The organism is Nocardia sp. NPDC051981 (genome assembly GCF_040680715.1).
In the GTDB taxonomy this organism is placed as follows: domain Bacteria; phylum Actinomycetota; class Actinomycetes; order Mycobacteriales; family Mycobacteriaceae; genus Nocardia.
Genome location: NZ_JBFAXK010000012.1, coordinates 181,276 through 201,973 on the forward strand (window position 1 = coordinate 181,276; position 20,698 = coordinate 201,973).

Genomic DNA, 20,698 nt, shown 5'->3' on the forward strand with positions numbered 1-20,698 from the left:
CTCAGTCGTTGTCACCGGAGGACGCCAACAGGCTGTGGTCGTGCGCGAAGGCCGCGGCCTCGGTCCGGCTGGCCACGCCGAGCTTGGCGAGAATTCTGGAGACGTGCACTCCGGCGGTGTTGGCGCTGATGAACAGCTCGGCCGCCAGGCCGCGATTGCTCATGCCCTTGGCCACCAGCCGCAGCACCTCCAGCTCGCGCGGAGTCAGGCCGTGCCGGCCGGACACGGTGCCGCCGTGCGGTTTCGGCGCCTCCGTCGTTCGCCCGGCGGTGAGGAGGGCCCGGTCGGCCAGCCGTGCGGCCGCCTCCTGCAGCGGCAGCGCACCCAGCCGGGCCGCGATCTCGGCGGCCTCGCGCACGGCCAGGTCCGCGGCCGCTCGATTCCCTTCGGCCGCATACGATTCCGCGGCGTCCAGCAGCGCGGCGGCGATCTCGTGCGGCCGCTCGACGGCGCGCCAGGCGGCGACCGCCTCCGACCAGCGCGCCGCCGAACCGGCCAGCCGCGCGGTGAAGACGGCGCGATAGGCGGCATCGACCGGCGACACCGCGGGCAGTGTGTCACCCAGCGCGAGCAGTTCCGCAGGTGCTCCGGCGGTTCGGGCGGCCAGCGCCACCAGCGGCCACGCGTCGTGCGGATGCGCGAACAGGATTGCGGCACCGTCCCCTTGGGCGAGCACGCCGGCCAGCACCGCCGCCGCTCCGGTCTCGTCGCCCGCCGCCGAGTCCACGGCGCAGGTCAGTGCGACGAGTTCGAGCCGATATTGCGCGGCCCACCGGCTGTCACCCAGCAACCTCCCGGCCTCGGCCGCCGCGTCCCGCGCCGCGCCGATGTTCCCTTCGGCCAGGGAGATTCGCGCGAGACACAGGGTCAGCGCCGCCCGGCTGAGCGGCGGCAACTGGTCGAACTGCGTCTCGTCGACCACGGCCCGGGCCTCGTCCCAGCGGCCGAGCGCGGCGAGCGCCTGCGCCCATTTGACGAACAGGATCGGCGCGGACTCGGAGAACCGGAACGACTCGTGCGCGGCCCGCAGTCCCTGCCGGACGGCGGCGATGGCGGCGTCGTACCGCCCGGCCGCGACCAGCACCGCCGATTCCCAGGTGGCGACATCCACCACGATCCGCGCGTCCCCGGCCGCGGCGGCCGCGCGATGAGCTTCGGCGAAATGATCCAGCGCCCAGTCGGTTTCGTTCGCGGCGGCCGATTCCGGCCCCGATGAACCATCCCCCGCCACCTCCGCCGCGGCGGCCCCCGCCAGCCCGAGATGGGCGTGCGCCCGCGCCACGAGGGCGTCCGCCCCCAGTCGCTGGGCGATAACCAGTGCCGCACGGGCGTCCGACGCCGACCCGGCGGCGTCCCCTCGGAAGATCCGCGCGGAGGCCGATTGCACCAGCGCCTCCGCCCGCTCCGCACCAGCACCCGCCACGGGCAACAGCTGCAGTGCCCGCACCAGATCCGTTCCCGGTCCGGCTCCGGTGGTCCCCCGCAGGTACGCCCGCCGCCGATACATGCGCGCCACCCGCTCGACCTCGCACCGGTCGGCGTCCGGATCGGAGGCGCGTTCTCCGCCGTCCCGGCCGATCGAGCGGCGGGCCGGCCTCGACTCGGTACTTCCGGTGGCGGACTCGGCCGGGGCGATGTCGCCGGTGGGGTCGAGCAGCGCCAGCGCCGCGTCGGCGGCGGCGATGCCGTGCTCGGTCGCGCCGCAGGCCACGGCGACGTCCACGATCTGTTCCAGGACAGCAAGTTTCGTGGTGGGCAGGATCTGTTCGGCATCGGGCACCCGATCCCAGAGGACGAGAATCTGTTCGAGGAGCCGGAGTCGTTCCGGGTGGGTGGCGGGGACGGCGGTGGTGGCCGACCAGTAGGCACGCAGGGCCTGCTCCAGGTCCCCGGCCGCACGCGCGTGGCGGGCCAGGTCGGCGCGGGATTCGGCGTCGAGGGCCTCGCCGCGGGCGCGCAGCGCCGCGGCCGCACGGGCGTGCAGGCGGGTGCGCTCACCGGGCAGCAGCCGGTCGTAGATGGCCTGGCGGATGAGGCCGTGCCGGAATTCGTAGCCGGTCTCGGTGGTGTGCAGCAGGTGGCGGTCGACCAATTCCCGTAGGGCGTGGTCCAGTTCGTCCGGGGGTAGGTCGACGATGGCGGCCAGCAGTTCGTGGTGGATCGGGGAGCCGAGGACGGCGGCCGAGGGAACCACGGCGAGAGCGTCTGCGGAGAGGCCGGATTGGAAGCCGAGCAGCAGGTCGGTCAGGTCGGCGGGCAGCTGGTCGGGGCATTGGCCGAGCGCCTCGACGAACAGCGGGTTGCCGCCGCTGCGTTCGAAAACCTTGGTGATGAGCCGGGGTTCGGGCTCGCGGGCGAGCAGGGCGGCGAGCTGGCGGCCCACCTCGTGGCGAGTCAGCGGGTGCAGTTCCAGCACCCGCACGCCCGGATTGCGGCGCAGTTCGGCGACCAGGCCGCGCAGCGGTCCGGCCTCGCCGGGACGATAGGTGCCGACCAGCAGGGCGTCCGCGTCGGCGAGATTGGCGGCCAGGAAGGTGAGCAGTTCACGGCTGGCGTCATCGGCCCAGTGCAGATCTTCGAGGATGAGCACCACCGGCCGGGTCATGGCCAGTTGCTCCAGCAGCGTGAGGATTTCGCCGAACAGGCGGATGCGGTCGGCCTCCGGGCCGGCGCCGCCGGTGTGAACGGCCAACTGCGGCAGCCAGTTCGCCAGCGCCGGATGCGGCGGCAGCAGCGTGGCCACTGCCTCGCCGCCGAGCTGCCGCACCAGCCCGCGCAGCACCGACAGGAACGGCGCGTAGGCCACGCCCCCGGTCCCCAGCTCCGGGCAGCGACCGAGCAGCACCATCGCCCGAGAGTGCAAACGCTCGGTGAACTCCCCCACCAGCCGGGATTTCCCGATCCCGGCCTCCCCCGCGATCAACACCGTCTGTGTACCGGGATCACCCACCGCCTCGACCAGCGCGGACACCTCTGCCGCCCGCCCAACGAGGACACTGCTGCCGGGAAAACTCACCACTCCCCGATCATGCCGTGACTGTCACAATTCGCCCACTCGACAGGCCATTTCGCGCCCCGTTCACAGGTTCGGGCAGCTTATAGTGCACGCGGCGCCAACGGTCGACAGCAATGCCGGACTAGCCGGGACAAGACCGCATGCCCGGTGGTGCGGGTCGAGGGCACGACGTTCTGGACCAAGCCCGGCTGCTGATCGTGCGCGGGGCCCGAACCAAAGGGCCGCAGCCGCTGATCAGGGTTTGGCCAGGAAGCCCTCGACGGTCCGGCGCACCTTCGACACCGCACTGTCGTCCCCCAGGCGCAGTGCGGTATTCGCCGCTGCGAGCACCGCGTCGATCTGGAAGGCCGCCAGATCGGCGTCCAGAGCAGCGATTTCGCCGTGGTCGCAGGCGTAGGACAACTCACCGGCCAGCAGGTCGAGCCAGTCCTGCTGATTGGCCACCAGCGCGTCGCGCACCGGCCCGGGGCGGCTGTCGAATTCGGCCAGGTTCGCGGACTGGAAGCAGCCGCCCTCGAAGCAGGGGCCGGCGGCGTAATCGATCCACAGCCCGATCAGGGCCCGGAGACGTTCGGCGCCACGGGGTTTCGCCCGGGCGGGCCGGGTGACGGTCTCGATGAACACCGTGCGGAAGTAGTCGATGGTGGCGAGCTGCAGGGCTTCCTTGGTGCGGAACAGGGTTTGGATGCCCGCCTTGCTGAGACCGGTGTCGGTGGCCAGGCGACCGAAGCTCAAGCCCTCCAGACTGTCCAGCGAGGCGATGTCCACGGCCCGGCCGAGCACCACCTTGCGGGTGCGCGAGCCGCGCAGCAGTCGCTTGTCGGTGATCTCGGCGGCGTCCGCTGCCGGAACCGGGCTTTCCATACGGCCGATCGTACTCCAGACCCGCGCCGGAAACGGCCGTGGCAAACGGCCGTCCGCGGCGGAAGCGGTCAATCGATATTGCCGCGCCAGGTGGCCCACGCTACAGTTACGGGCCAGTAGGAACGCGGGCGTTCCCAGACAGCTGTGGAGGATTCGCGCATGATCAAGGCAACGCAACCCCTCACGGCCGCACCGATTTCCGGACCGCTGCGCGATACACGCGGCCTGTCCGCCGCCCTGGTCGCGCATTTCGCCGAACACGTGGCACGCTGCGGCACCCTGCCCGGGGACGCGCTGCGCGGGGAGGTCACCGCCGTCACCCGCACCTGCCTGGAACTCGCGGCCGGGGTGCTGGAGGGCCGTGACGTGAGCGCCAAGGTCGAACGGCTGCAGCGCGCGGGCGCGGACTGGGCGCGCGAGGGCATTCCCATCGGGACCATCCACCGCGCCGTACACGACGGCTTCGCCGTGGGTTTCGATCTCATCGTGGACGCCACCGGGCCCGAGGACTACGCCCGGCTCGCGGTCACCGCGCGCCGGCTGTTCGAGGTGCTGGCCATCGTGGATTCGGCGTTCGCGGTGTCCTATGTGCGCGAGCACCGGGCGGTGGTGGCCGAGCATCACACCGCGGTGCACACGGTGGCGTCGGCCCTGCTGGCCGGGCATCCCGCCTCGACCATGTCCCGCGCCGGCGGCATCGAGATCGACGAGTCGTATTACGTGCTGGCACTGAGCATTCCGTCGCATCCGGGCGAGGACGATCCCCGGGTGGACGGTGAGGTGGTGGCCCGCCGCAAGCTGCGGCGGGTCCAGTCCGAGCTGGCCCGCAGCGGTCGGGGCCGGGCGCTGTCGCTGCTCAGCGCCGACGGCGGCACGGTGCTGCTGCCCGCGGCCGAGGTGACGCCCGCCGAGCTCGGCGACCTGGTCGATGGATTGTCCACGGCCGCACAGGTTCCGGTGACCGCCACCGTCATCCACACCGAGACGCACCGCATTCCGGAGGCCGCCGAGCAGGCGCACGAGCTACTGGACATGGTGCACCGCCTGGAGTGCGCGCCCGGCCTGCACCGCTTCGACGACCTGGCCATGGAGTACCAGCTGACCCGTCCGGGCCCGGCCCGCGAATACCTCGGCACCCTGCTCGATCCGCTGGACGCCTACCCGGAACTGCTGGAAACCCTGCGCCGCCATATCGGCAACGACCTGAGCCGACGGCATACGGCGCGCGTACTGGGCGTGCACACCAATACCGTCGACAATCGGCTCAAACGGATCGGGCAGCTCACCGGATTCGATCCGGCCCAGCCGTCCGGGCTGTGGTACCTGCGGTCCGCGCTGGTGGCCCGCAGCTACCGGAAGTCCGAGCGGGTGCGGATCGGGCGGCCCGACACTATGGTCGCCAGCAGCGCGGCGAAGTGACGGTGCTCGGACAGGGCGCGCCGCGAGGCGGCCACCGACCAGACGGTGCGCACCTCCGACGGCGGCAGCGGCCGGTCGGCCAGGCGGTCGGCCAGCCAGTCCACCATCACCGGAATCGCGATGAACTGCAAGGGAAGATGCGTGCTGAGCCGGTCGCGCAGATAGCGGACGTGCGCGCCGCGGGCGTGATAGCGCCGCACGTGCGCATCGACATCGGCGACCGCGATCACCTCGTCATTGACACCCTGGACCACGAACAGCGGCATGGCGGGCGCCTGCGCGCCCGGCTGGATGTCGTCGAGCACCGCCCGCATCTCGGGGCGGGTCAGCAGCGCGCCGAGGCCACCTTTGATGTGCCGGTTGGCATTTCGGCCCGCGTAGCGGGCCAGCAGCGGGAACGTCGCGATCGATTCGGCGCGGTCGAGCAGTTCGAGGTACTCCGCCGACACCAGGCCCTGCACGCAGCCGTCCAGTTCCGGGTAGGCGCGGCGCAGCCCGGAGGTGAACACCATCGCGAATCCCGCGAAGGGAGAACCGTTCAGGCGTACGAAGGCCGAGGCGGGATCGCCCACGGGTGAGCCCGCGACCGCGCCCACGATATCGAGTTCGGGGGCATAGCTCGCGGCGAGTTCGGCCGCCCACACCGTGGCCAGACCGCCACCGGAGTAGCCCCACAGTCCGATTCGGGTGCGCGGATGCAGGCCCAGCGGTGCGAAGCGCAGGGCGGCGCGCAGGCCGTCGAGGGCGCGGTGGCCGGGCTCGCGGGCCGCGCCGAAGTGGCCGTTGCTGCCCTCGTGGTCGGGCACCGAGACCGCCCAGCCGCGGGCCAGTGCGGCGGCGATGAGCGGGAACTCCACCTGCGGGATGGCGCCCAGCGCGCGGGCGCGGTGCTGTAAAGCGTAGGAGGGGAAGCATTTCGGCGCGACGGCGTCGATGGCGCACTGGAACGACACCAGCGGTCGGTCAGCGGACAGTTCCGCGTCCCAGGGCAGCAGGACGGTGGTGACCGTCGCCTCCGGCCGGCCGTTGAGATCGGTACTGCGGTACAGCAATTGCCAGGCTCGGACGCGCTGCGGAATGCGCCCGAACAGGCCGAGCCGCACTGGCCGCGATCGCAGGATCGTGCCCGGCGCAACCGATCCCGGGTCGATCGGCGAACGGTAGAACGGATCCTCACCGGGTAGCAGGGGGTGCCCGCGCGGCGGGTCGGATTCCATGGTGAGACTGCCGGATTCGACGGCATCGCCGATCGTCATCGTGATCCTTTCGGAGAGAAGCCAGAGGGCCGGGGCGAGTCCCCGGCCTCCCTCGTGCTGGTGATTCGGGAACGAGGGCCCCCGGACGTCGCTCAGATGTGCCCGCTGCCGCCGATCATCCAGGGGTTGAAGGTGCAGACCAGGTCGGGATGGGCGGCCGGGTCCAGGGCGTGCAGCGCGATGGAGGCCGCCCGGGGCGAGTACATGATGGTGAGGTGATCGGAGACGTCCTCGGGGCAATCCTGTTGCAGCGTGATGTTTTCCACGGAGGCGTCGGGGCCCGGGGTGAGGAAGGTCCACTCGAAGGGGTTGGAGATCTCGTCGTGGGTGGTGCCGACGGCGGTGTACGCCACGCCGGGCACGGTGTCGCCGTCGGCATTCAGCTTGGCGTAGAACGGCGAGCCGAGGACCTGCTCGGTATTGGCCTGGCCGATCAGCGGCTCGTAGAAGCCGAGGATGTTCAGGCCGAGATCGGTGATGATGCGTCCGAGGGTGGCGATGCCGAGCAGCGTGGTGCCGTGGGTGGTCGCGCCGAAGCTGATGACCTTGCCGACTTTCCCGAGGCCGCCCTCGAATTTCAGGTAGTGGCTGGTGACCGGTCCGCCCTGGGAGTGGGCGATCACATCGACCGCGGGCGCGCCGGTGGCGGCCAGCACCCGATCGATGAACCGACCGAGCTGCCGGGCGGAGTCCTCCATCGGCCCGACACCGTAGCGGCCCGGCAGGATCGGCCCGACACCGCCGCCGCCCAGCGGCGTCTCACGGCCGAAATTGAAGGCGTAGACGCAGAATCCGGCGCGGGCGACCTGCGGGGACAGGAAGGAGAAGCTGTCGTAGGTATTGAGCCAGGTGCCGTGCACCAGCACCACGGGGTTGGGGTGCTCCGGGGTCGGTTTGCAGTTCCAGTCATTGGATCCGGGCGGCGCGGCATCCGGGTGGGTCAGGCCGTAGCCGAAAGCGGCCAGGAAGGACGAAATCTCCGGGCCCACGCCGACGGTGTCGGAGGCGGTGCTGACGGTCGCCGAGCCGGAACTGCTGCCGGAGTCGGCGCTGGAATCCGGCTCGGAGCTCGCCACGCCGGTCGAGAACGCGACCGCGAAGGCGGTGGCACTGGCGAATACGGCACTGCCGAGGGTACGGATGGTCGGCCTCATGAAATCTCCTACTGCGTCCGGCGGATCCGACCGAACGCGTCGAATCCGATTGCGACCGTAGGAGCGTGCTGTGGCCCGTGTCACGGGCGCTGTGCCAGGTGACAGCGCGGCCCGGCGTGGATGCCGGGCGATTGTGGCGACCAACAGCCTCAGGGGGCCGGTGTGCTCACAATGGCCATGGCCGTGCGGGTGAACAACGGCGCCAGTTCGGGCAGCGCCTGGGCGCCCTTGGTGTGCAGGCAGGCGCGCACCCGATCGTCGATGCCGCCGAGCAGCATGTCGACCAGCTGCCGATCGGGTTCGGCGGTCAGATCGCCGTCGCGCACGCCGACCCGGGCCACCGCCATGATGTAGTCCGCGAATCGCTCGTGGACGCGCAGCCGGTGTTCCACCAATCCCGGTCCGGCCGCGAGGGTTTCGACATAAAGCGCGCGGGCCGCGCCGGGCTGCGTGGACAGCACGCCGAGATAGATCTCGAAGGAAATCCGCACCCGGTCGGCGAAATTCACGCCCTCGAGGCCGGTGACGGTCTCCTGCAATTGTTCCAGTGCCGCGCCGACCGCGAGATCGTATGCGGCGGCGAAACATTCGTCCTTCCCACCGAATACCGCGTAGAACGTGCGGCGTGCCACCTGCGCCCGGGTCACGATATCGGCGACCGTGGTGGCCGCGAAGCCGAGCTCACCCACCGCCTCCAGCACGGCGGTGCACAGGCGCCGGTACTGCGAGGCCTCCACCTGTTCGCGGGTCAGCCCGTGCCGGCCACGCGGCAGCGGTCCCGGTTCGCCGACGGTTTCCACACTCACGTCCCCAGAATAGGTTTCCACATCACCGAGCGACTAACGGTCCGGCCGATACCAGGGCGGTTCATCCGCTGTTTCCTGTCCCGCCACCGTCGTCACGCCTTCCTGTTCGAGAAATTCGATCATGGTCGCGTCGTCGGCGTACTCGTCGATGACGCCGATCAGTTCGTCCGCATGGCTCGCCACCACCAGCTGGGCGGCCTCGGCGGCGCGGGCGATGAGCCGGCCCAGCGGGGCGAGCAGGGAGGCTGGATTTGCCGCTGCCGTTGGCGCCGGTGACCACGTTCAGGCGGCCGAGCGGCACCCGCAGTTTGCGCAGGGACCGGTAGTTCTCCACGGCCAACGTGGTCAGCATGGGTCCAGCGTATTAGCTACCAACCGGTCTCGATCATTCGGTGAATGCGGCCCGCCACTCCCGATAGGCCGACCGCGAGCACACCGCGCAGGGGCGATAGCCGGCCGCGACCGCGGTCGCCTCGTCCGCGAAGAAGACCCGGTGGGCGGTGTAGCCGCCGCGGGCGAGGGCGCGCAGCGCGGCCGGACAGTCCAGACGGCCGTAGATCTTCAAGCGGCGATGGCCGCCCAGGACGCCGGGGGTCCGGCTGGCATACGGGCGGCCGTCCGCGCCGAGCAGGGTGTACGCCATCGCCCTCCCTTTCAGGCGTCGTGGAAGACCAGACCCAGGGTGTGGCGCTGACCGGACCGCACCAGGCTCACCCCGTGCCGCATGGGCGCGGCCGACCAGCCGCGGGTGCCGCGCACCGGGCGATCGCGGGTGGTGAAGATCAGGCCGTGGCCCTGCGGCAGCGCCATGGCCGCGCCACGGGATTGCGCGCGCGGGCGCTGCTCGACCATGAGGAATTCACCACCGGTGTAGTCCACGCCCGGTGCGTCCAGGCCGATCACGACCTGGAGCGGAAACACCATGTCGCCGAACAGGTCCCGGTGCAGGGCATTCCAGTCGCCGGGACCGTAGCGCAGCAGGATCTGCGAGCCCTTCACCTGACCGGCACGATGACACTGGGCGATCCACTCGTCCAGGCGTTCCGGCCAGGTGCCGGGCCGGCCCAGCCGGGCGGCCCAATCCCGGGCTATGGGAAGCAGTTTCGGATACAGGGCCCACCGCAGCTCGGCCACGATCTCGGGGAGGTCATTGGTGAAGTAGCGGTATTCGCCCGAGCCGAAGCGGTGGCGGGCCATGTCGACCGTGGAGCGGAAATGCTTCTCCTCGTCGTAAAGCCCTGCGAGGGTCCGGCATTCGGCGGCGGTGAGCAGCGGACCGGTGAGCGCGTAGCCCTGGTCGTCGAGCTCGCCGGCCAGGGCCGCCCATTCCTGCTGGGCGACCCGGCCGGCCCACACCGAGCCGAGGGCGGCGGTGGTCATGCCGCCCGCTCGAGGTCCAGCAGTTGCTGCTTGCGCTCCACTCCCCCGGCGTAGCCGGTGAGCGAGCCGTCGGACCCGATCACGCGGTGACAGGGTCGCACGATCAGCAGCGGATTCGCGCCGATGGCCGAACCGACCGCGCGCACGGCTGCCCTGGGCGCGCCGATGCGCGCCGCGATCTCCCCGTACGTGGTGGTGGTCCCGTAGGGGATCTCCTCCAGCGCACTCCAGACGCGCCGCTGGAAATCGGTTCCGGCGCTGCCGAATCGGAGATCGAACTCGCTCCGCTCCCCGGCGAAGTAGGCGGTCAGCTGCCCTGCCACCTCGGCGAACGCTTCGGCATCCGGGGTCCACTCCCCCTCCACCAGAATGCTCTTGCTCCCGGCCATCGACACCGCGGTCAGCTCCACCGAGTCGCCCCGCAGCTCCCCGACCAGCAGCAACTCCCCGACCGGGCTGGCCATCGTGGTGTACACGCGCATCGCTTCCTCCTTCGTCGTCTTCTTTCTTCCTCACCTACTCTGGCCCAGCCGATCCACGATGACCGGCGGGAATCAGCCATCGCGTTGGCGGCATTCGGACAGACGTCAGTCGGTGCCCCAGGCCAGAGCGGCGCGCGCGGAGATCACCAGCTTTCTCCGCGACCACCACTTGGCCGGATCATAAATTCGACAGGCAAACTTGCAAGTTTGACTTTGTTTGTGGCACTCTGGGCCGGTGAGCGCGAACGGAGAGGACAGGTCGGCCGCAGCAGTGGCCGCCGCCGCGAGCGAGCTGCGAGTGGCGGCGAGTCGGCTGTTGCGGCAGTTGCGGACGGCCCGGGCCGGGATCGAGATGACGCCCTCCCAGGCCGTGGCGCTGAGCCGCCTCGGACACGAGGGGCCGATGTCGGTCGCCGATCTCGCGCGGGCCGAGCGGGTGCGGCCGCAGTCCATGCGCACCACCCTCGCTGTGTTGGAGGAGCGCGGGCTGGTGGTGCGCGCGCCGCATCCGACCGATCAGCGGCAGGTACTGCTGTCACTGTCCGAGGCCGGGCAGCGGTTGCTGCGGCTGGCGCACGACGCCAAGGAAGACTGGCTGGCCATTGCGATAATGACCAAACTCTCGCCCGGCGAACAGGATTCGCTCATCGCCGCGATCCCGCTGCTCGCCCGGCTGACCGAAGACTGACCGGAATCATCACTCCCAGAGAAGGATTGCGCCTTGACCGACACCCTGCTCGATCCCAACACCGCCCTGGTCCTCATCGACCTGCAACGCGGTGTCGTCGCCGCCCCCACCCAGCCCTACCCCGCGGACGAGGTGGTGCGCCGGGGAACCGAGCTGGCCAAGGCCTTCCGCGACAAGGGCCTGCCGGTCGTCCTGGTGCGCGTCACCTTCGCCGCGGACGGCAGCGACATGCCGCCCGGCCGCACCATGCAGCCCGCCGGCGCATTCACCCCGCCGCCCGGCTGGGACGAGCTCCTCGACGAACTCGACATCCAACCCACCGATATCCGGATCACCAAGCGCCAGTGGGGCGCCTTCCACGGCACCGACCTCGACCTGCACCTGCGCCGCCGCGGCGTCACCGCCATCGTCCTGGGCGGCATCGCCACCAGCATCGGTGTCGAATCCACCGCCCGCGCCGCCCACGAACACGGCTACCACGTCATCGTCGCCACCGACGCCGCCGCCGACCGCGACCCCGCCGCCCACACCCATTCCGTCGAGAAGATCTTCCCCCGTCTCGGCGTCACCGCCACCACCGAGGAAGTCCTGAACGCCGTCACCAAGCTCTGACCTGATCACCAGCACGCAGAAACCAAGATCAGGAAGCTCTCACTGCGGAAATCCGTCGGCGATTTCCCTCACTGAGAGCTCCCTGATCTTGTTGCCGACTGCGCACTGCGATCCTGGGCTGCCGATGGATCGGGGTGAGAATCATTGTCGCAGTACGTCGGGTGGGGAATGTACGTTCAGCTCATGGGGAGTCCGATCGAAATACTTCGAGCACACGGGTTTCGGCGCTGGGTTGCGATTCTGGCCGGGCTGCTGGCTGCGGTGTCGGTGGCGGCGTCGGTGCCGGGCTGGTGGTGCGGGCAGGATGCCGATGCGTGGTTCGATGGGGATGCGGGGCGGGTGCGTGGGCTTGCGGAGGAGTTGGTGGCGTTCGAGGATGCCGATGATCACCTGCGAGAGAGCAGCGCGGGTGGGGAGATCACCGGGATGTGGGGGCTGCTCGCGCATCAGATGACCGCGCTGGGATTGGCTCAGGTGTGTCTGGCGCACCCGGAATGGCGGGAACGGTTCGCGCCCATCGCGACTCGTGCGGCAGCGAAGAGTCTGCGGCCGGAGATGCGGGACGTGTTCACCGCGGCCTGGCACGGCGAGGATGGGCTGGCGGTTCCGGAGAGTCCGCACGGGCACGCGTATCTCTCGTATCCCGCGCTCGCGCTCGGGATGGCGCGGCTGGTCGACCCGGCGTTCCCGCCCGACCTCGCGGCCCGGGACGACGCGCTGGTCGCCTCCTACGAGCGCCGCCTGCTCGCCTCGCCCACCGCACTGCTGGAAACCTTTCCGGGCGAGGCCTATCCCACCGATGTGGCGGCGGTCGCAGCGGCCATCGCGGTGCACGGCCGCGCGACCGGCGTCGACCACACGGCGGTGCTCGCCCATTGGGCGCAACAGGTCCGCGCGGTCCAGCTCGATCGAGGCACCGGACTACTGGTGCAGCGCATGGGAGTCGACGCGCACGCGCACGATGCCCCACGCGCCTCGGGAACCGGGTTGGGGGCCTACTTCGCCGGTTTCGCGAACCGCGCACTGGCCGAGGAGTTGGCGACCGGACTGTTCCACCAGGAGCGAAACATCCTGGGTTTCAGCGCCATCCACGAATACGGCCAGGGTTCCGATGGCATCGGCGACATCGACAGCGGTCCGGTCATCCTCGGAATATCGGTCTCGGCCACCGGCTTCGCACTCGCCCCGGCCCGCGCCTTCGGCCACCGCGGCCTCTTCACCCGCCTGTTCCGCACCACCGACCTCGCCGGCCTCTCCCTGCGCAGCGGCAACCGTCTGCGCTTCGCCAACGGGGGCGTGATCGGCAACGCCCTCCTACTCGCCTTCCTCACCTCCGGCCCGGAGCTCGCCGCATGAGAATTCCCGCCACCCAGTGGCCGCGCACGGTATGGCGTCTCATCCGGCTCCCGCTGATCCCGATCGTCCTGTACCTCGCCCTGCGCCCCGTCCTGGCGGCACTGTCGGAGCGACACGGATTCGGCTCCCCGGACGGCATGAGCGTGGGCTATCTGGCAGTCGCCGCCACCCTGATGGCGCTGCGCATCGTGTTGCTGGTGATCGTGCCCGCCTACCTCTCGTACCGCGTTGTGGCATACACGGTTACGCGCCTCCTACGCCGAGGCGATCCGCAGAACCAGTCCGAAACTGTCGACCGGTCGTCCGATCCGATCACGGCGGACAACAGCAACCAGTAACCGTGAACACGGTCCGAATACCTGCGAGGCAGGGCGACGCTATTCCCGGTGGGCTCGGGACCAGAGGGCGGGCCAGCCGCCGGAACCGAGCCAGGCGGTGGGGATGAGGAGGCCGTGGTCAGCTATGTGGGACCAAAAGGTTTCGTGGTCGGGGCCGGGGTCGGGGGTGCCGAGTTCGAGGGCGGCGGGCCAGGCGGTGAGCCAGGGGCCCTCGGGGGCGGAGAGGGAGGTGGCGGGGTAGCCGGGCACGGTGGTGGCTCGGGGGGCGCTGATCGCGGTCACCGGGGTGGCGCGGGTGGGAGTGCAGGTGGTGGCGAGGATCAGGGGGCAGAGGAGGTCGGGGGTGGGGTGGCGGGTGAGGGCATGGGTGAGGGCGGGGTCGCCGCGGCGGGCGAGGCGGCCGATGGCGGCGCGGACACGCTGGGCGATCAGGTCCATGCTGCGGGCGGTGGCGATGTCGGGCTCTTTCATCAAGGCGCGCAGCCGTTTCGACGGTACGGGTGCGTCGGCCGTCACGGTGGGCAGGCGGGGGTAGCGGGTCAGGAGGGCAGCGTCCAGGGATTCGATCGCGGCAGCGAGGGGGCGGCTGCCGCCGGCGGTCCAGAGGGCGGGCAGGGCGGCGGGGTTGGCGTCGAGGAAGGTCGCGCACAGGGCGGTGAGCCGGTCGGTGCCCGAACGACGCAGGGCGGTCAGCGTTTTGGGATCGCCGTCGGTGTCCCCGCCCAGAGCGGCGAGGACGCGCAGGGCGGCTTCCGATTCGACCATCGCCTTGCGGACCGCGTCGTGCAGTGCGGGACCGACCTCACGGACCGGATCAGGCGCCGAGCGCCGAGTCCGAGCGGGCGGCTCGGCAGTCACCAACTCCACCGGATCAGGTTCCGGCTCCTCGACGGGGAGGGTCGCGGCCCAGTCCCGGACCGCCTGCCGCACTGCGGGATCGGCTTCCTGGTTGAATCGTCCGGCGATCTCGCCGACCGCCCACCCGCGGCCGGCCCGGCGCAGTTCGGCATTGACCTGAAGGTGATCGTGCTCGTCGCGCAGGCCGAGCAGGATGCTGCGCCCGCGCACGGCCTGACTCTGATACCACTGTCCCGCAATGCAATTGCCCATATGGTCCGACCACTCCGCGAGCCGGGTGGCGGTGCGGGCGATCTGAATCCGCAGCGACGTCCCGGGCAACCCGGCACCGTCGTGGGCGAGGACCGGTTCGGCGACCTCGAATTCGCTGGTGAGCGCGGCGGCCACGACACCGCTGCCCACCAATCCGGCGCACAGGCCCGCCCAGTCCCGGCACCGGGCAGGGACGGTGGCCCCGAGATCGACCAGCTGGGCGGCTCCGGCGACCGCGAACGGTATGGAGTCCGACCGCGGCGTCAGCGGATCCGGTTGCGGTGCCGCCGGATTCGTCTCGAAGCCGGGTACCCGGTAGTAGTACGTCTCGACGGCCGCCTCATGTCCGCGCGCCCGCGCCATGGCATCGGCGAGGTCGGCGAGCCACAACAGGTCGGAGGCATGCTCGGCCGCGACGGGATCCCCTGCCAGCCGGACCGCGAGGCCGGGCTGACGACCATGGACGCGCACCATCGGGTCGAAACGCCAGTCCCGGGGTGGCCGCTGCGCGGTGTAACCGGCGACCGCGCGCCAGGCCCGCAGCGAGCTCGAATCCCAGTGTTCCGCCGGGAACGAGCGTGCGGGGATGTCGATGCCGAGCAGCGTCCGGCACCGTTCGTCGACCACGATCGCGGAAGCCAGCGCGGTCCGCATCCGAGCGCGCACGAAGCGTTCGAAGGCGGCGTTGCGCGGCTGCTGCTGCCGCAGCCACGCATCGATCTCGCGAACATGGACACCGGGCCGCACGGGCTGGGCGTTCAGCTCGCCGACGGGAGACCTGGCCGCCTTGATCTCTCGCGAGGTGAGCATCCCGGAGACCACGGCGATCTGCTCGCGCACCCGGTCGATGCCCGCGACCACCCCGAGTTCGTGCACCGCGACCGCGGCCCGCAGCAGCACGGTGGCCGCGAGCGCGTCCTGGATCATCCGTTCGACGCAGTGCTTCCAGAGATTGCGCCAGGTCGGGCGAAATCGAATGGCCGTCGGCAGGGTGAGCGGCCCCGGCGCCGATCTCTGCGCGAGTTCGATCAGCTGCTGCTCGTAGAACCGGTTCGAACGTTCGCGCAGCGACTCCAGCACACTCAGATCGTGGCTCGCCAGCAGCCGCTCACGCTCGAGCATGGCCCACTGCCGCGCGCACACCTGCTCCCACAGATCCAGCACCAGCTCCAGCCGCCGTGGGCGCGAACAGGGTTCGAGGACCCGGCCCAGATTCGCCGCCAGCACCGACGCCGTGCCGTCGGGCACCGGATCGATGCCGGCGGGCGCGCGCAGCTCGAGCACCCGCACCAGTTGCTCGGGTCCGAGCAGATCCGCCGCCGCGGACGCCAATACCACTGCGGCCCAGCGCCCCTCGCCGATGGCCTGTTCGGCCGCCGCGCCCACGGGTTTGGTGGCCGTCACCCCGAACAGCGCGACCAGGGTCGCCGTCCGCTCCCCCAGTCGCCACCCGCCGCCGACCTTCAGCACCCGCAGGGCCGCCAGCACCGCGTCCCGCCGGTCACCGCCGGCGCCCGCCAGCCGCGCGGACACGAAGCCGTCGCCGAGATCGATTCCGGCCCCGGCGATCACGGTGCCGCCGAGCTCGATGAGCCCGGCCAGGTCGGCGCAGGCGATGGCCACGCGGGCGGGATCGCTGTCCCGTGCGCCCAGGACGACCGCCGCACCCTCGGGCCCGTCGTGGTCGATCGCCTCCCCCGTCTCGACCAGCCAGGCGCGCCGATCACGTTCCGCGACCACGCCGAAGGCCAACCGCACTGCCAAACCCGAACTCCCACCGATGAATTGCCGCGCCGCCTCGAATCAGCACGGCACACTCCCGCCCCGACCATACGATCGGGGCGGGAGCGCGGCAATCGAGTTTTCCGGCCGTTCACAACCGGCGGGCGTCGATCATCCAGATCTGGATATTGGAGGCTTCGTGGTTGGAGCCGATCCGGCCGATCATGCGCACCAGATCGGTGACATCCTCGGTCCGGGCGAGTAGTTCGACTCGCAGTCCGGCGGAGACATCGGTTTCGAAACGTTGTCCGCGATAGCTTTCGACGCGGTTGTCACGGTCGTCCACGCGATAGACCTGGGTGACCACCATGCGCCGCACACCGAAGGCGGCGAGGGCCTGTTTGATCTGATCGAACAGGCCGGGCGGCACCACCAGCGTGAGGAGTTTCGCGTCCGCACCGCCGCCCGGGTCCATATTGTGGTAACCGATCATGCCGCCGAGGTGCAGCGGCGCCGACATCAGGATTCCTTGGCCGGAATCTCCGCTCCGTCCTGCCGCACCGACGCTTCCGTTCGCACCGCCTTCCGCACGGCCGGTTGCGCGTGCACGAGCGTGTCGTCCGGATACGCCTCTTCCTCGTGTGCTCCGACGTCACCGGTCTCGAGCACTTCGTCGGGCATGCGCAGGCTCATGAACAGGCTCAGCACCTTGAGAATGACGAACGTGACCAACGCATCCCAGACGATCACCGTCGCGGCCGCACCCGCCTGCCAGAGCAGCAGTTTCGGATTGTGCCCGTAGAGCCAGCCGCCGTAGGTGGCGTCGGCCGCGCCGCCGGTGCCCAGGTACACCCGGATGTTCGGGTCGGCCAGCACACCGACCAGCATGCCGCCCGCCAGCCCGGCCACGCCGTGGGTGTGCACCACGCCGAGGGTGTCGTCGACCTTGCGGAACAGCCGGGTGCGCCCGAGCTTGTTCCAGGACAGCCACACCAGGGTCGAGGCGATCAGACCGATCACCATGGCCCCGAAGCTGTTCACGAAGCCAGCCGCCGGGGTGATGGCGACCAGGCCGGCGATCATGCCGTTGACCGCGCCCAGGAAGTTGGGCCGCCGCGACGGACCGGCCAGCATGTCCCAGATCACCCAGGTCAGCACCGCGACCGCGGTGGCGAGATTGGTATTGATTACCGCGAGTGAGGCATCCGCACCCGAGAAGTACGGGTCGCCGCCGTTGAAGCCGTTCCAGCCCAGCCACAGGATGCCCGCCCCGGCCGCGGCCATGGGCAGGTTGTTGGGCACCGCCCGTTCCCGGTCGCGGGTCAGCCGCGGGCCGATGACCGCCGCGGCCACGAAGCCCGTGGTGCCCGCGGCCAGGTGGATGACATATCCACCCGAGTAGTCGAGCGCACCCATTTGCGACCACCAGCCGCCGCCCCAGATCAGGAATGCATTGACCGAATACGCCAGCGTCGACCAGAGCGGGACGAAGATCAGCCACACCTTGAAATTGATGCGCCCGATCACGCTGCCCAGGAACAACAGCGGTGTGATGCCGGCGAACACGAACTGGAAGTAGGCCAGTGTGGTCTGGGAGAATCGGAACTTGGGCATGAGTCCGTCGAGCAGCGGAATCACGGCCTGCTCTTGATTATTGGAACTCAGAATTGTGCGCGGCTTGCCGATTGCGGCCCGCAGTATTCCTGGGCCCAGTTTGACGGGCTCGCCGAACCCCATCTTGAAGCCCCACAGCACCCACACCACCAGGACCAGCGAGAATCCGGTGAACGCCATGAGCATGGTATTGACGGCCCATTTGCGTTGCACCAGACCGCCGTACAAGATCGCGATACCGGGAATGCTCATCAGGCCGACTAGAGTCGCGGCTACCAACTGCCAGGCATTGTCGCCGGGATTCAGCCAGTCGGGATACGGTGACATGGTTCAGCGCTACCTCACCGCGGAGCGGGCAGGCACCAGACTCGCTCCAGCACTAAATTACGTTGTGACATAAGGTGTCTAAGGTCACATCGGGTGAACCAAGTGTTGTGCCGGAACATTTCCCGGCGATTACACGCGGTTAAATCTGGATTTCATGGTCCCGTCATGAATGCACGTGCATTCGAAATGATGGACCCGCTCAGCGAATTCCGACCGGTTGGAACTCGATCGACAGGGTGCGATCGCTACCGTACGATCTGGCTACGGGGAGCACCGGCCGGTCGAACGGGGGAAACGGAGTTGAGGAGTCGCTTACCGGCGACCATTCGCAGTCGCTCAGCGGCGATCACTCGCGGGGGCATGCAATGGACGCGACGCTTCGTGCGCACCGCGCCCGGCGTCATCGGTGCGGTGGGCGCTGCCCTCGCACTGCTGGCCCTGCTCGGCGGCCTGGTGACCGCCGATCAGCAGAGCGCCAAGATCACGCGCCACGACACCGTCCTGGCGCACACCGAACCTCTGGCCAATGCCGCGCAGCGGCTGTACGTGGCACTGTCCACGGCCGACGCGGCGGCGTCCACCGCCTATCTCTCGGGCGGGATCGAGTCGCCCGAGGTGCGGATCCGCTACGAGAACGCGCTGACCGACGCGGCCGCCGCGCTCGCGGAGGCCACCACCGGCGCCGCGGACGCCGAGACCCGCACCATCCTGGGCCGGATCTCGGCCGAATTGCCCAGTTACACCGGCTATGTCGAGGCGGCGCGGGCCAATAACCGGCAGGGCCTGCCGGTCGGCTCCGCGTATCTGCGGCAGGCGTCGGCGCTCATGCAGGGCTCGATCCTGAAGGACGCGGGCGAACTGGAGCACATTCGCCTCGCACAGCTGCACAGCGATCAGGGCGCGATCACCGGGCTGCCCTGGTGGAGCGCGGGCACGCTGGTGCTGCTGCTCGCGGCCTGCGGCTACGGCTCGTGGATTCTGGTGCGGCGCACCAACCGCTGGATCAATCCGGGCGTGGTCACGGCCGGCGGTCTGACGGTGGTCGCGCTGCTGTGGATCCTCGCCACCACGGCCGCGACCACGGCGGCCATCGACACCGGGGCCACTGCCCGGTTCGAAAAGCTCGCGCAGGCAAGGATTCTCGCCCAGCAGGCGCGCACCGAGGAGACGCTGCAGCTCATCACCCGCGGCGACATCGACGCCAGCGAGCAGCGCTTCACCGCCGGCAGCGACCAGCTGCGCGCGGATCTGGCCGGCCTGCTGAGCGGCGATTCCGCGGCGTCGAAGGCCTTCTCGGGCTGGCAGGACGGCCACCAGAAGGAGCTCGCCGCCTACAAGTCCAACGACTATCGCGGGGCGGTCGACCAGTCGATCAAGACCGACGGCGCGGGATCCGCGGCCCAGTTCACCGCCCTCGACGACGCCTTGAAGACCGAACTCGAGCGCACCCGCCAGGAAGTGCGCGACGATGTGAACACGGCCGGAAATGCCCTCACCCTGAGCCCGCTGGGCACGCTGGTGCTGCTGCTGGCGGCGGCGGGATCGATCGTCGTCGGCGTGTGGCCGCGGTTGAAGGAGTTCCTGTGAAGCGGATGCGGATGCTGATGGTGGCAGCCGTGGCGCTGCTGGCCGCCGCGTGCGGGTCGACGCCGGATGCCGCGCCCTTCCAGCTGCCGTCCGGCAGCCGGCTGCCGGTGGGTGCGACCGTCCTCGCCACCGCGCCCAATCAGCGCGCCGACCAGTCCTGTAACCCGACCGCGAGCCTGCGGCCGCTGAGTCCGCAACCGCAGCCGGGGTCCATGCCCGCCCGGTCGACGATGGCGAACATCGTCGCCGGCGGGAAGATCCGGATCGGGGTGGACCAGAACCAATTCCTGTTCGGTTACCGCAATCCGTCGACCGGCGAGCTCGAGGGCTTCGATATCGATCTCGCCCACGAGATCGCCCGCGACCTGTTCGGCGACCCGGGCCGGGTGGACCTGCATCCCATCGATTCCGCCCACCGCGCGGATGCGCTGGCGAACAACGAGGTCGACCTGGTCGTGCAGAACTTCACGCCGACCTGCGCGCGCCGCCAGCAGGTCCAGTTCTCGGCCGTGTATTTCGAGACCGACCAGCGGGTGCTGGTGACCAAGGGCTCGGGCATTCGCTCGGCGGCCGATCTGGGCGGCAAGAAGGTGTGCGGTATCCCCAACTCGACGACGCTGGACGCGGTGTTCGCACTTCCCCAGCGCCCCATCGTGATCGGGATCGAGAACTGGCTGGACTGCCTGACCGCGCTGCAGCAGGGCGAGGTCGACGCCGCCAGCACCGACCTGCCGCTGCTGTACGGCTTGAAGATCCAGGACCCGAATCTCGAGGTGGTCGGCGACGCCATGGCCACCGACGTGTACGCCATCGGAGTCCAGAAGCAGAACACGGATCTCGTGCGGTTCGTCAATGGCGTGCTGGAGCGGGTGCGCGCCGACGGTACCTGGCAGCGGATCTACAACCAGCGGCTGAGCGTGCTCGGGCCGTCCAACGGTCCCCCGGCGCCCAAGTACAGCGATTGAGC

19 protein-coding genes are annotated in these 20,698 nt (G+C 70.0%); 7 read left to right on the forward strand and 12 right to left on the reverse strand.

Translation table 11 applies throughout. The annotated features are described in order from the left end of the window. Position 1: 1 nt before the first annotated feature. Both AB0L60_RS22160 and AB0L60_RS22165 read right to left on the reverse strand, forming a co-directional pair. Entirely contained in the window at positions 2 to 3,019 is a 3,018-nt protein-coding gene (locus tag AB0L60_RS22160; RefSeq protein WP_364616907.1) for an AAA family ATPase, read from the reverse strand. A 231-nt stretch (positions 3,020 to 3,250) separates the two neighbouring features. Further along, positions 3,251 to 3,880, reverse strand: a complete 630-nt coding sequence (locus AB0L60_RS22165) for a TetR/AcrR family transcriptional regulator (protein ID WP_364616909.1) — start codon at positions 3,878 to 3,880, stop codon at positions 3,251 to 3,253. Between the two features lie 159 nt (positions 3,881 to 4,039). On the opposite strand from AB0L60_RS22165, the gene AB0L60_RS22170 reads away from it, so the two are divergent. Continuing rightward, positions 4,040 to 5,299 carry a helix-turn-helix domain-containing protein gene (locus AB0L60_RS22170; RefSeq protein WP_364616911.1) on the forward strand — a complete coding sequence of 420 codons (1,260 nt, stop codon included), beginning with the start codon at positions 4,040 to 4,042 and terminating at the stop codon, positions 5,297 to 5,299. Here the strand turns inward: AB0L60_RS22170 and AB0L60_RS22175 are convergent. The 7 genes from AB0L60_RS22175 to AB0L60_RS22205 form a co-directional block, all read right to left on the reverse strand. Beyond that, a complete protein-coding gene (locus AB0L60_RS22175) occupies positions 5,230 to 6,555 on the reverse strand; it encodes a lipase family protein (protein WP_364616913.1) in 1,326 nt (441 codons plus the stop codon). The two genes, AB0L60_RS22170 and AB0L60_RS22175, sit on opposite strands and share 70 nt — an antisense overlap. Positions 6,556 to 6,647: 92 nt before the next feature. Next, positions 6,648 to 7,709, reverse strand: coding sequence for an alpha/beta fold hydrolase (locus AB0L60_RS22180; RefSeq protein WP_364616915.1), 1,062 nt, complete (start codon positions 7,707 to 7,709; stop codon positions 6,648 to 6,650). A gap of 149 nt (positions 7,710 to 7,858) precedes the next feature. After that, positions 7,859 to 8,515 (reverse strand): TetR/AcrR family transcriptional regulator, encoded by a 657-nt coding sequence (locus tag AB0L60_RS22185; protein WP_364616917.1) that lies wholly within the window; start codon positions 8,513 to 8,515, stop codon positions 7,859 to 7,861. A gap of 33 nt (positions 8,516 to 8,548) precedes the next feature. Next, positions 8,549 to 8,698 carry a hypothetical protein gene (locus tag AB0L60_RS22190; RefSeq protein WP_364617036.1) on the reverse strand — a complete coding sequence of 50 codons (150 nt, stop codon included), beginning with the start codon at positions 8,696 to 8,698 and terminating at the stop codon, positions 8,549 to 8,551. Positions 8,699 to 8,900: 202 nt separating this feature from the next. Continuing rightward, a complete protein-coding gene (locus tag AB0L60_RS22195; protein WP_364616919.1) occupies positions 8,901 to 9,158 on the reverse strand; it encodes an Ada metal-binding domain-containing protein in 258 nt (85 codons plus the stop codon). 11 nt (positions 9,159 to 9,169) lie between these two features. Beyond that, a complete protein-coding gene (locus AB0L60_RS22200) occupies positions 9,170 to 9,895 on the reverse strand; it encodes a 2OG-Fe(II) oxygenase (RefSeq protein ID WP_364616921.1) in 726 nt (241 codons plus the stop codon). Beyond that, positions 9,892 to 10,377, reverse strand: coding sequence for a methylated-DNA--[protein]-cysteine S-methyltransferase (locus AB0L60_RS22205; RefSeq protein WP_364616923.1), 486 nt, complete (start codon positions 10,375 to 10,377; stop codon positions 9,892 to 9,894). The genes AB0L60_RS22200 and AB0L60_RS22205 overlap by 4 nt, the downstream gene beginning before the upstream one ends. 235 nt (positions 10,378 to 10,612) lie before the next feature. Here AB0L60_RS22205 and AB0L60_RS22210 point away from each other — a divergent pair, with 235 nt between their 5' ends. From AB0L60_RS22210 to AB0L60_RS22225, 4 genes are all read left to right on the forward strand, one after another. Beyond that, positions 10,613 to 11,065 (forward strand): MarR family transcriptional regulator, encoded by a 453-nt coding sequence (locus AB0L60_RS22210; RefSeq protein WP_364616925.1) that lies wholly within the window; start codon positions 10,613 to 10,615, stop codon positions 11,063 to 11,065. 33 nt (positions 11,066 to 11,098) lie between these two features. Continuing rightward, positions 11,099 to 11,677 carry a hydrolase gene (locus AB0L60_RS22215; RefSeq protein WP_364616927.1) on the forward strand — a complete coding sequence of 193 codons (579 nt, stop codon included), beginning with the start codon at positions 11,099 to 11,101 and terminating at the stop codon, positions 11,675 to 11,677. Positions 11,678 to 11,860: 183 nt separating this feature from the next. Further along, complete coding sequence (locus AB0L60_RS22220; protein WP_364616929.1) at positions 11,861 to 13,033, forward strand: hypothetical protein; 1,173 nt, start codon at positions 11,861 to 11,863, stop codon at positions 13,031 to 13,033. Next, a complete protein-coding gene (locus AB0L60_RS22225; RefSeq protein WP_364616931.1) occupies positions 13,030 to 13,371 on the forward strand; it encodes a hypothetical protein in 342 nt (113 codons plus the stop codon). Before AB0L60_RS22220 ends, AB0L60_RS22225 begins: the two co-directional genes overlap by 4 nt. A 39-nt stretch (positions 13,372 to 13,410) precedes the next feature. Here AB0L60_RS22225 and AB0L60_RS22230 read toward each other — a convergent pair whose 3' ends face one another. The 3 genes from AB0L60_RS22230 to AB0L60_RS22240 form a co-directional block, all read right to left on the reverse strand. Next, the gene (locus tag AB0L60_RS22230; protein WP_364616933.1) at positions 13,411 to 16,245 is read right to left on the reverse strand and encodes a hypothetical protein; all 2,835 of its coding nucleotides are present in this window, start codon (positions 16,243 to 16,245) and stop codon (positions 13,411 to 13,413) included. A 109-nt stretch (positions 16,246 to 16,354) separates the two neighbouring features. After that, complete coding sequence (locus AB0L60_RS22235) at positions 16,355 to 16,723, reverse strand: P-II family nitrogen regulator (RefSeq protein WP_354846270.1); 369 nt, start codon at positions 16,721 to 16,723, stop codon at positions 16,355 to 16,357. Next, positions 16,723 to 18,144 (reverse strand): ammonium transporter, encoded by a 1,422-nt coding sequence (locus tag AB0L60_RS22240; RefSeq protein ID WP_364616936.1) that lies wholly within the window; start codon positions 18,142 to 18,144, stop codon positions 16,723 to 16,725. The genes AB0L60_RS22235 and AB0L60_RS22240 overlap by 1 nt, the downstream gene beginning before the upstream one ends. Before the next feature lie 360 nt (positions 18,145 to 18,504). Between AB0L60_RS22240 and AB0L60_RS22245 the strand changes: the two genes are divergently transcribed. Both AB0L60_RS22245 and AB0L60_RS22250 read left to right on the forward strand, forming a co-directional pair. Then, complete coding sequence (locus tag AB0L60_RS22245) at positions 18,505 to 19,731, forward strand: hypothetical protein (RefSeq protein ID WP_364616938.1); 1,227 nt, start codon at positions 18,505 to 18,507, stop codon at positions 19,729 to 19,731. 5 nt (positions 19,732 to 19,736) lie between these two features. Next, positions 19,737 to 20,696, forward strand: coding sequence for a glutamate ABC transporter substrate-binding protein (locus AB0L60_RS22250; RefSeq protein ID WP_364617028.1), 960 nt, complete (start codon positions 19,737 to 19,739; stop codon positions 20,694 to 20,696). Positions 20,697 to 20,698: the final 2 nt, after the last annotated feature.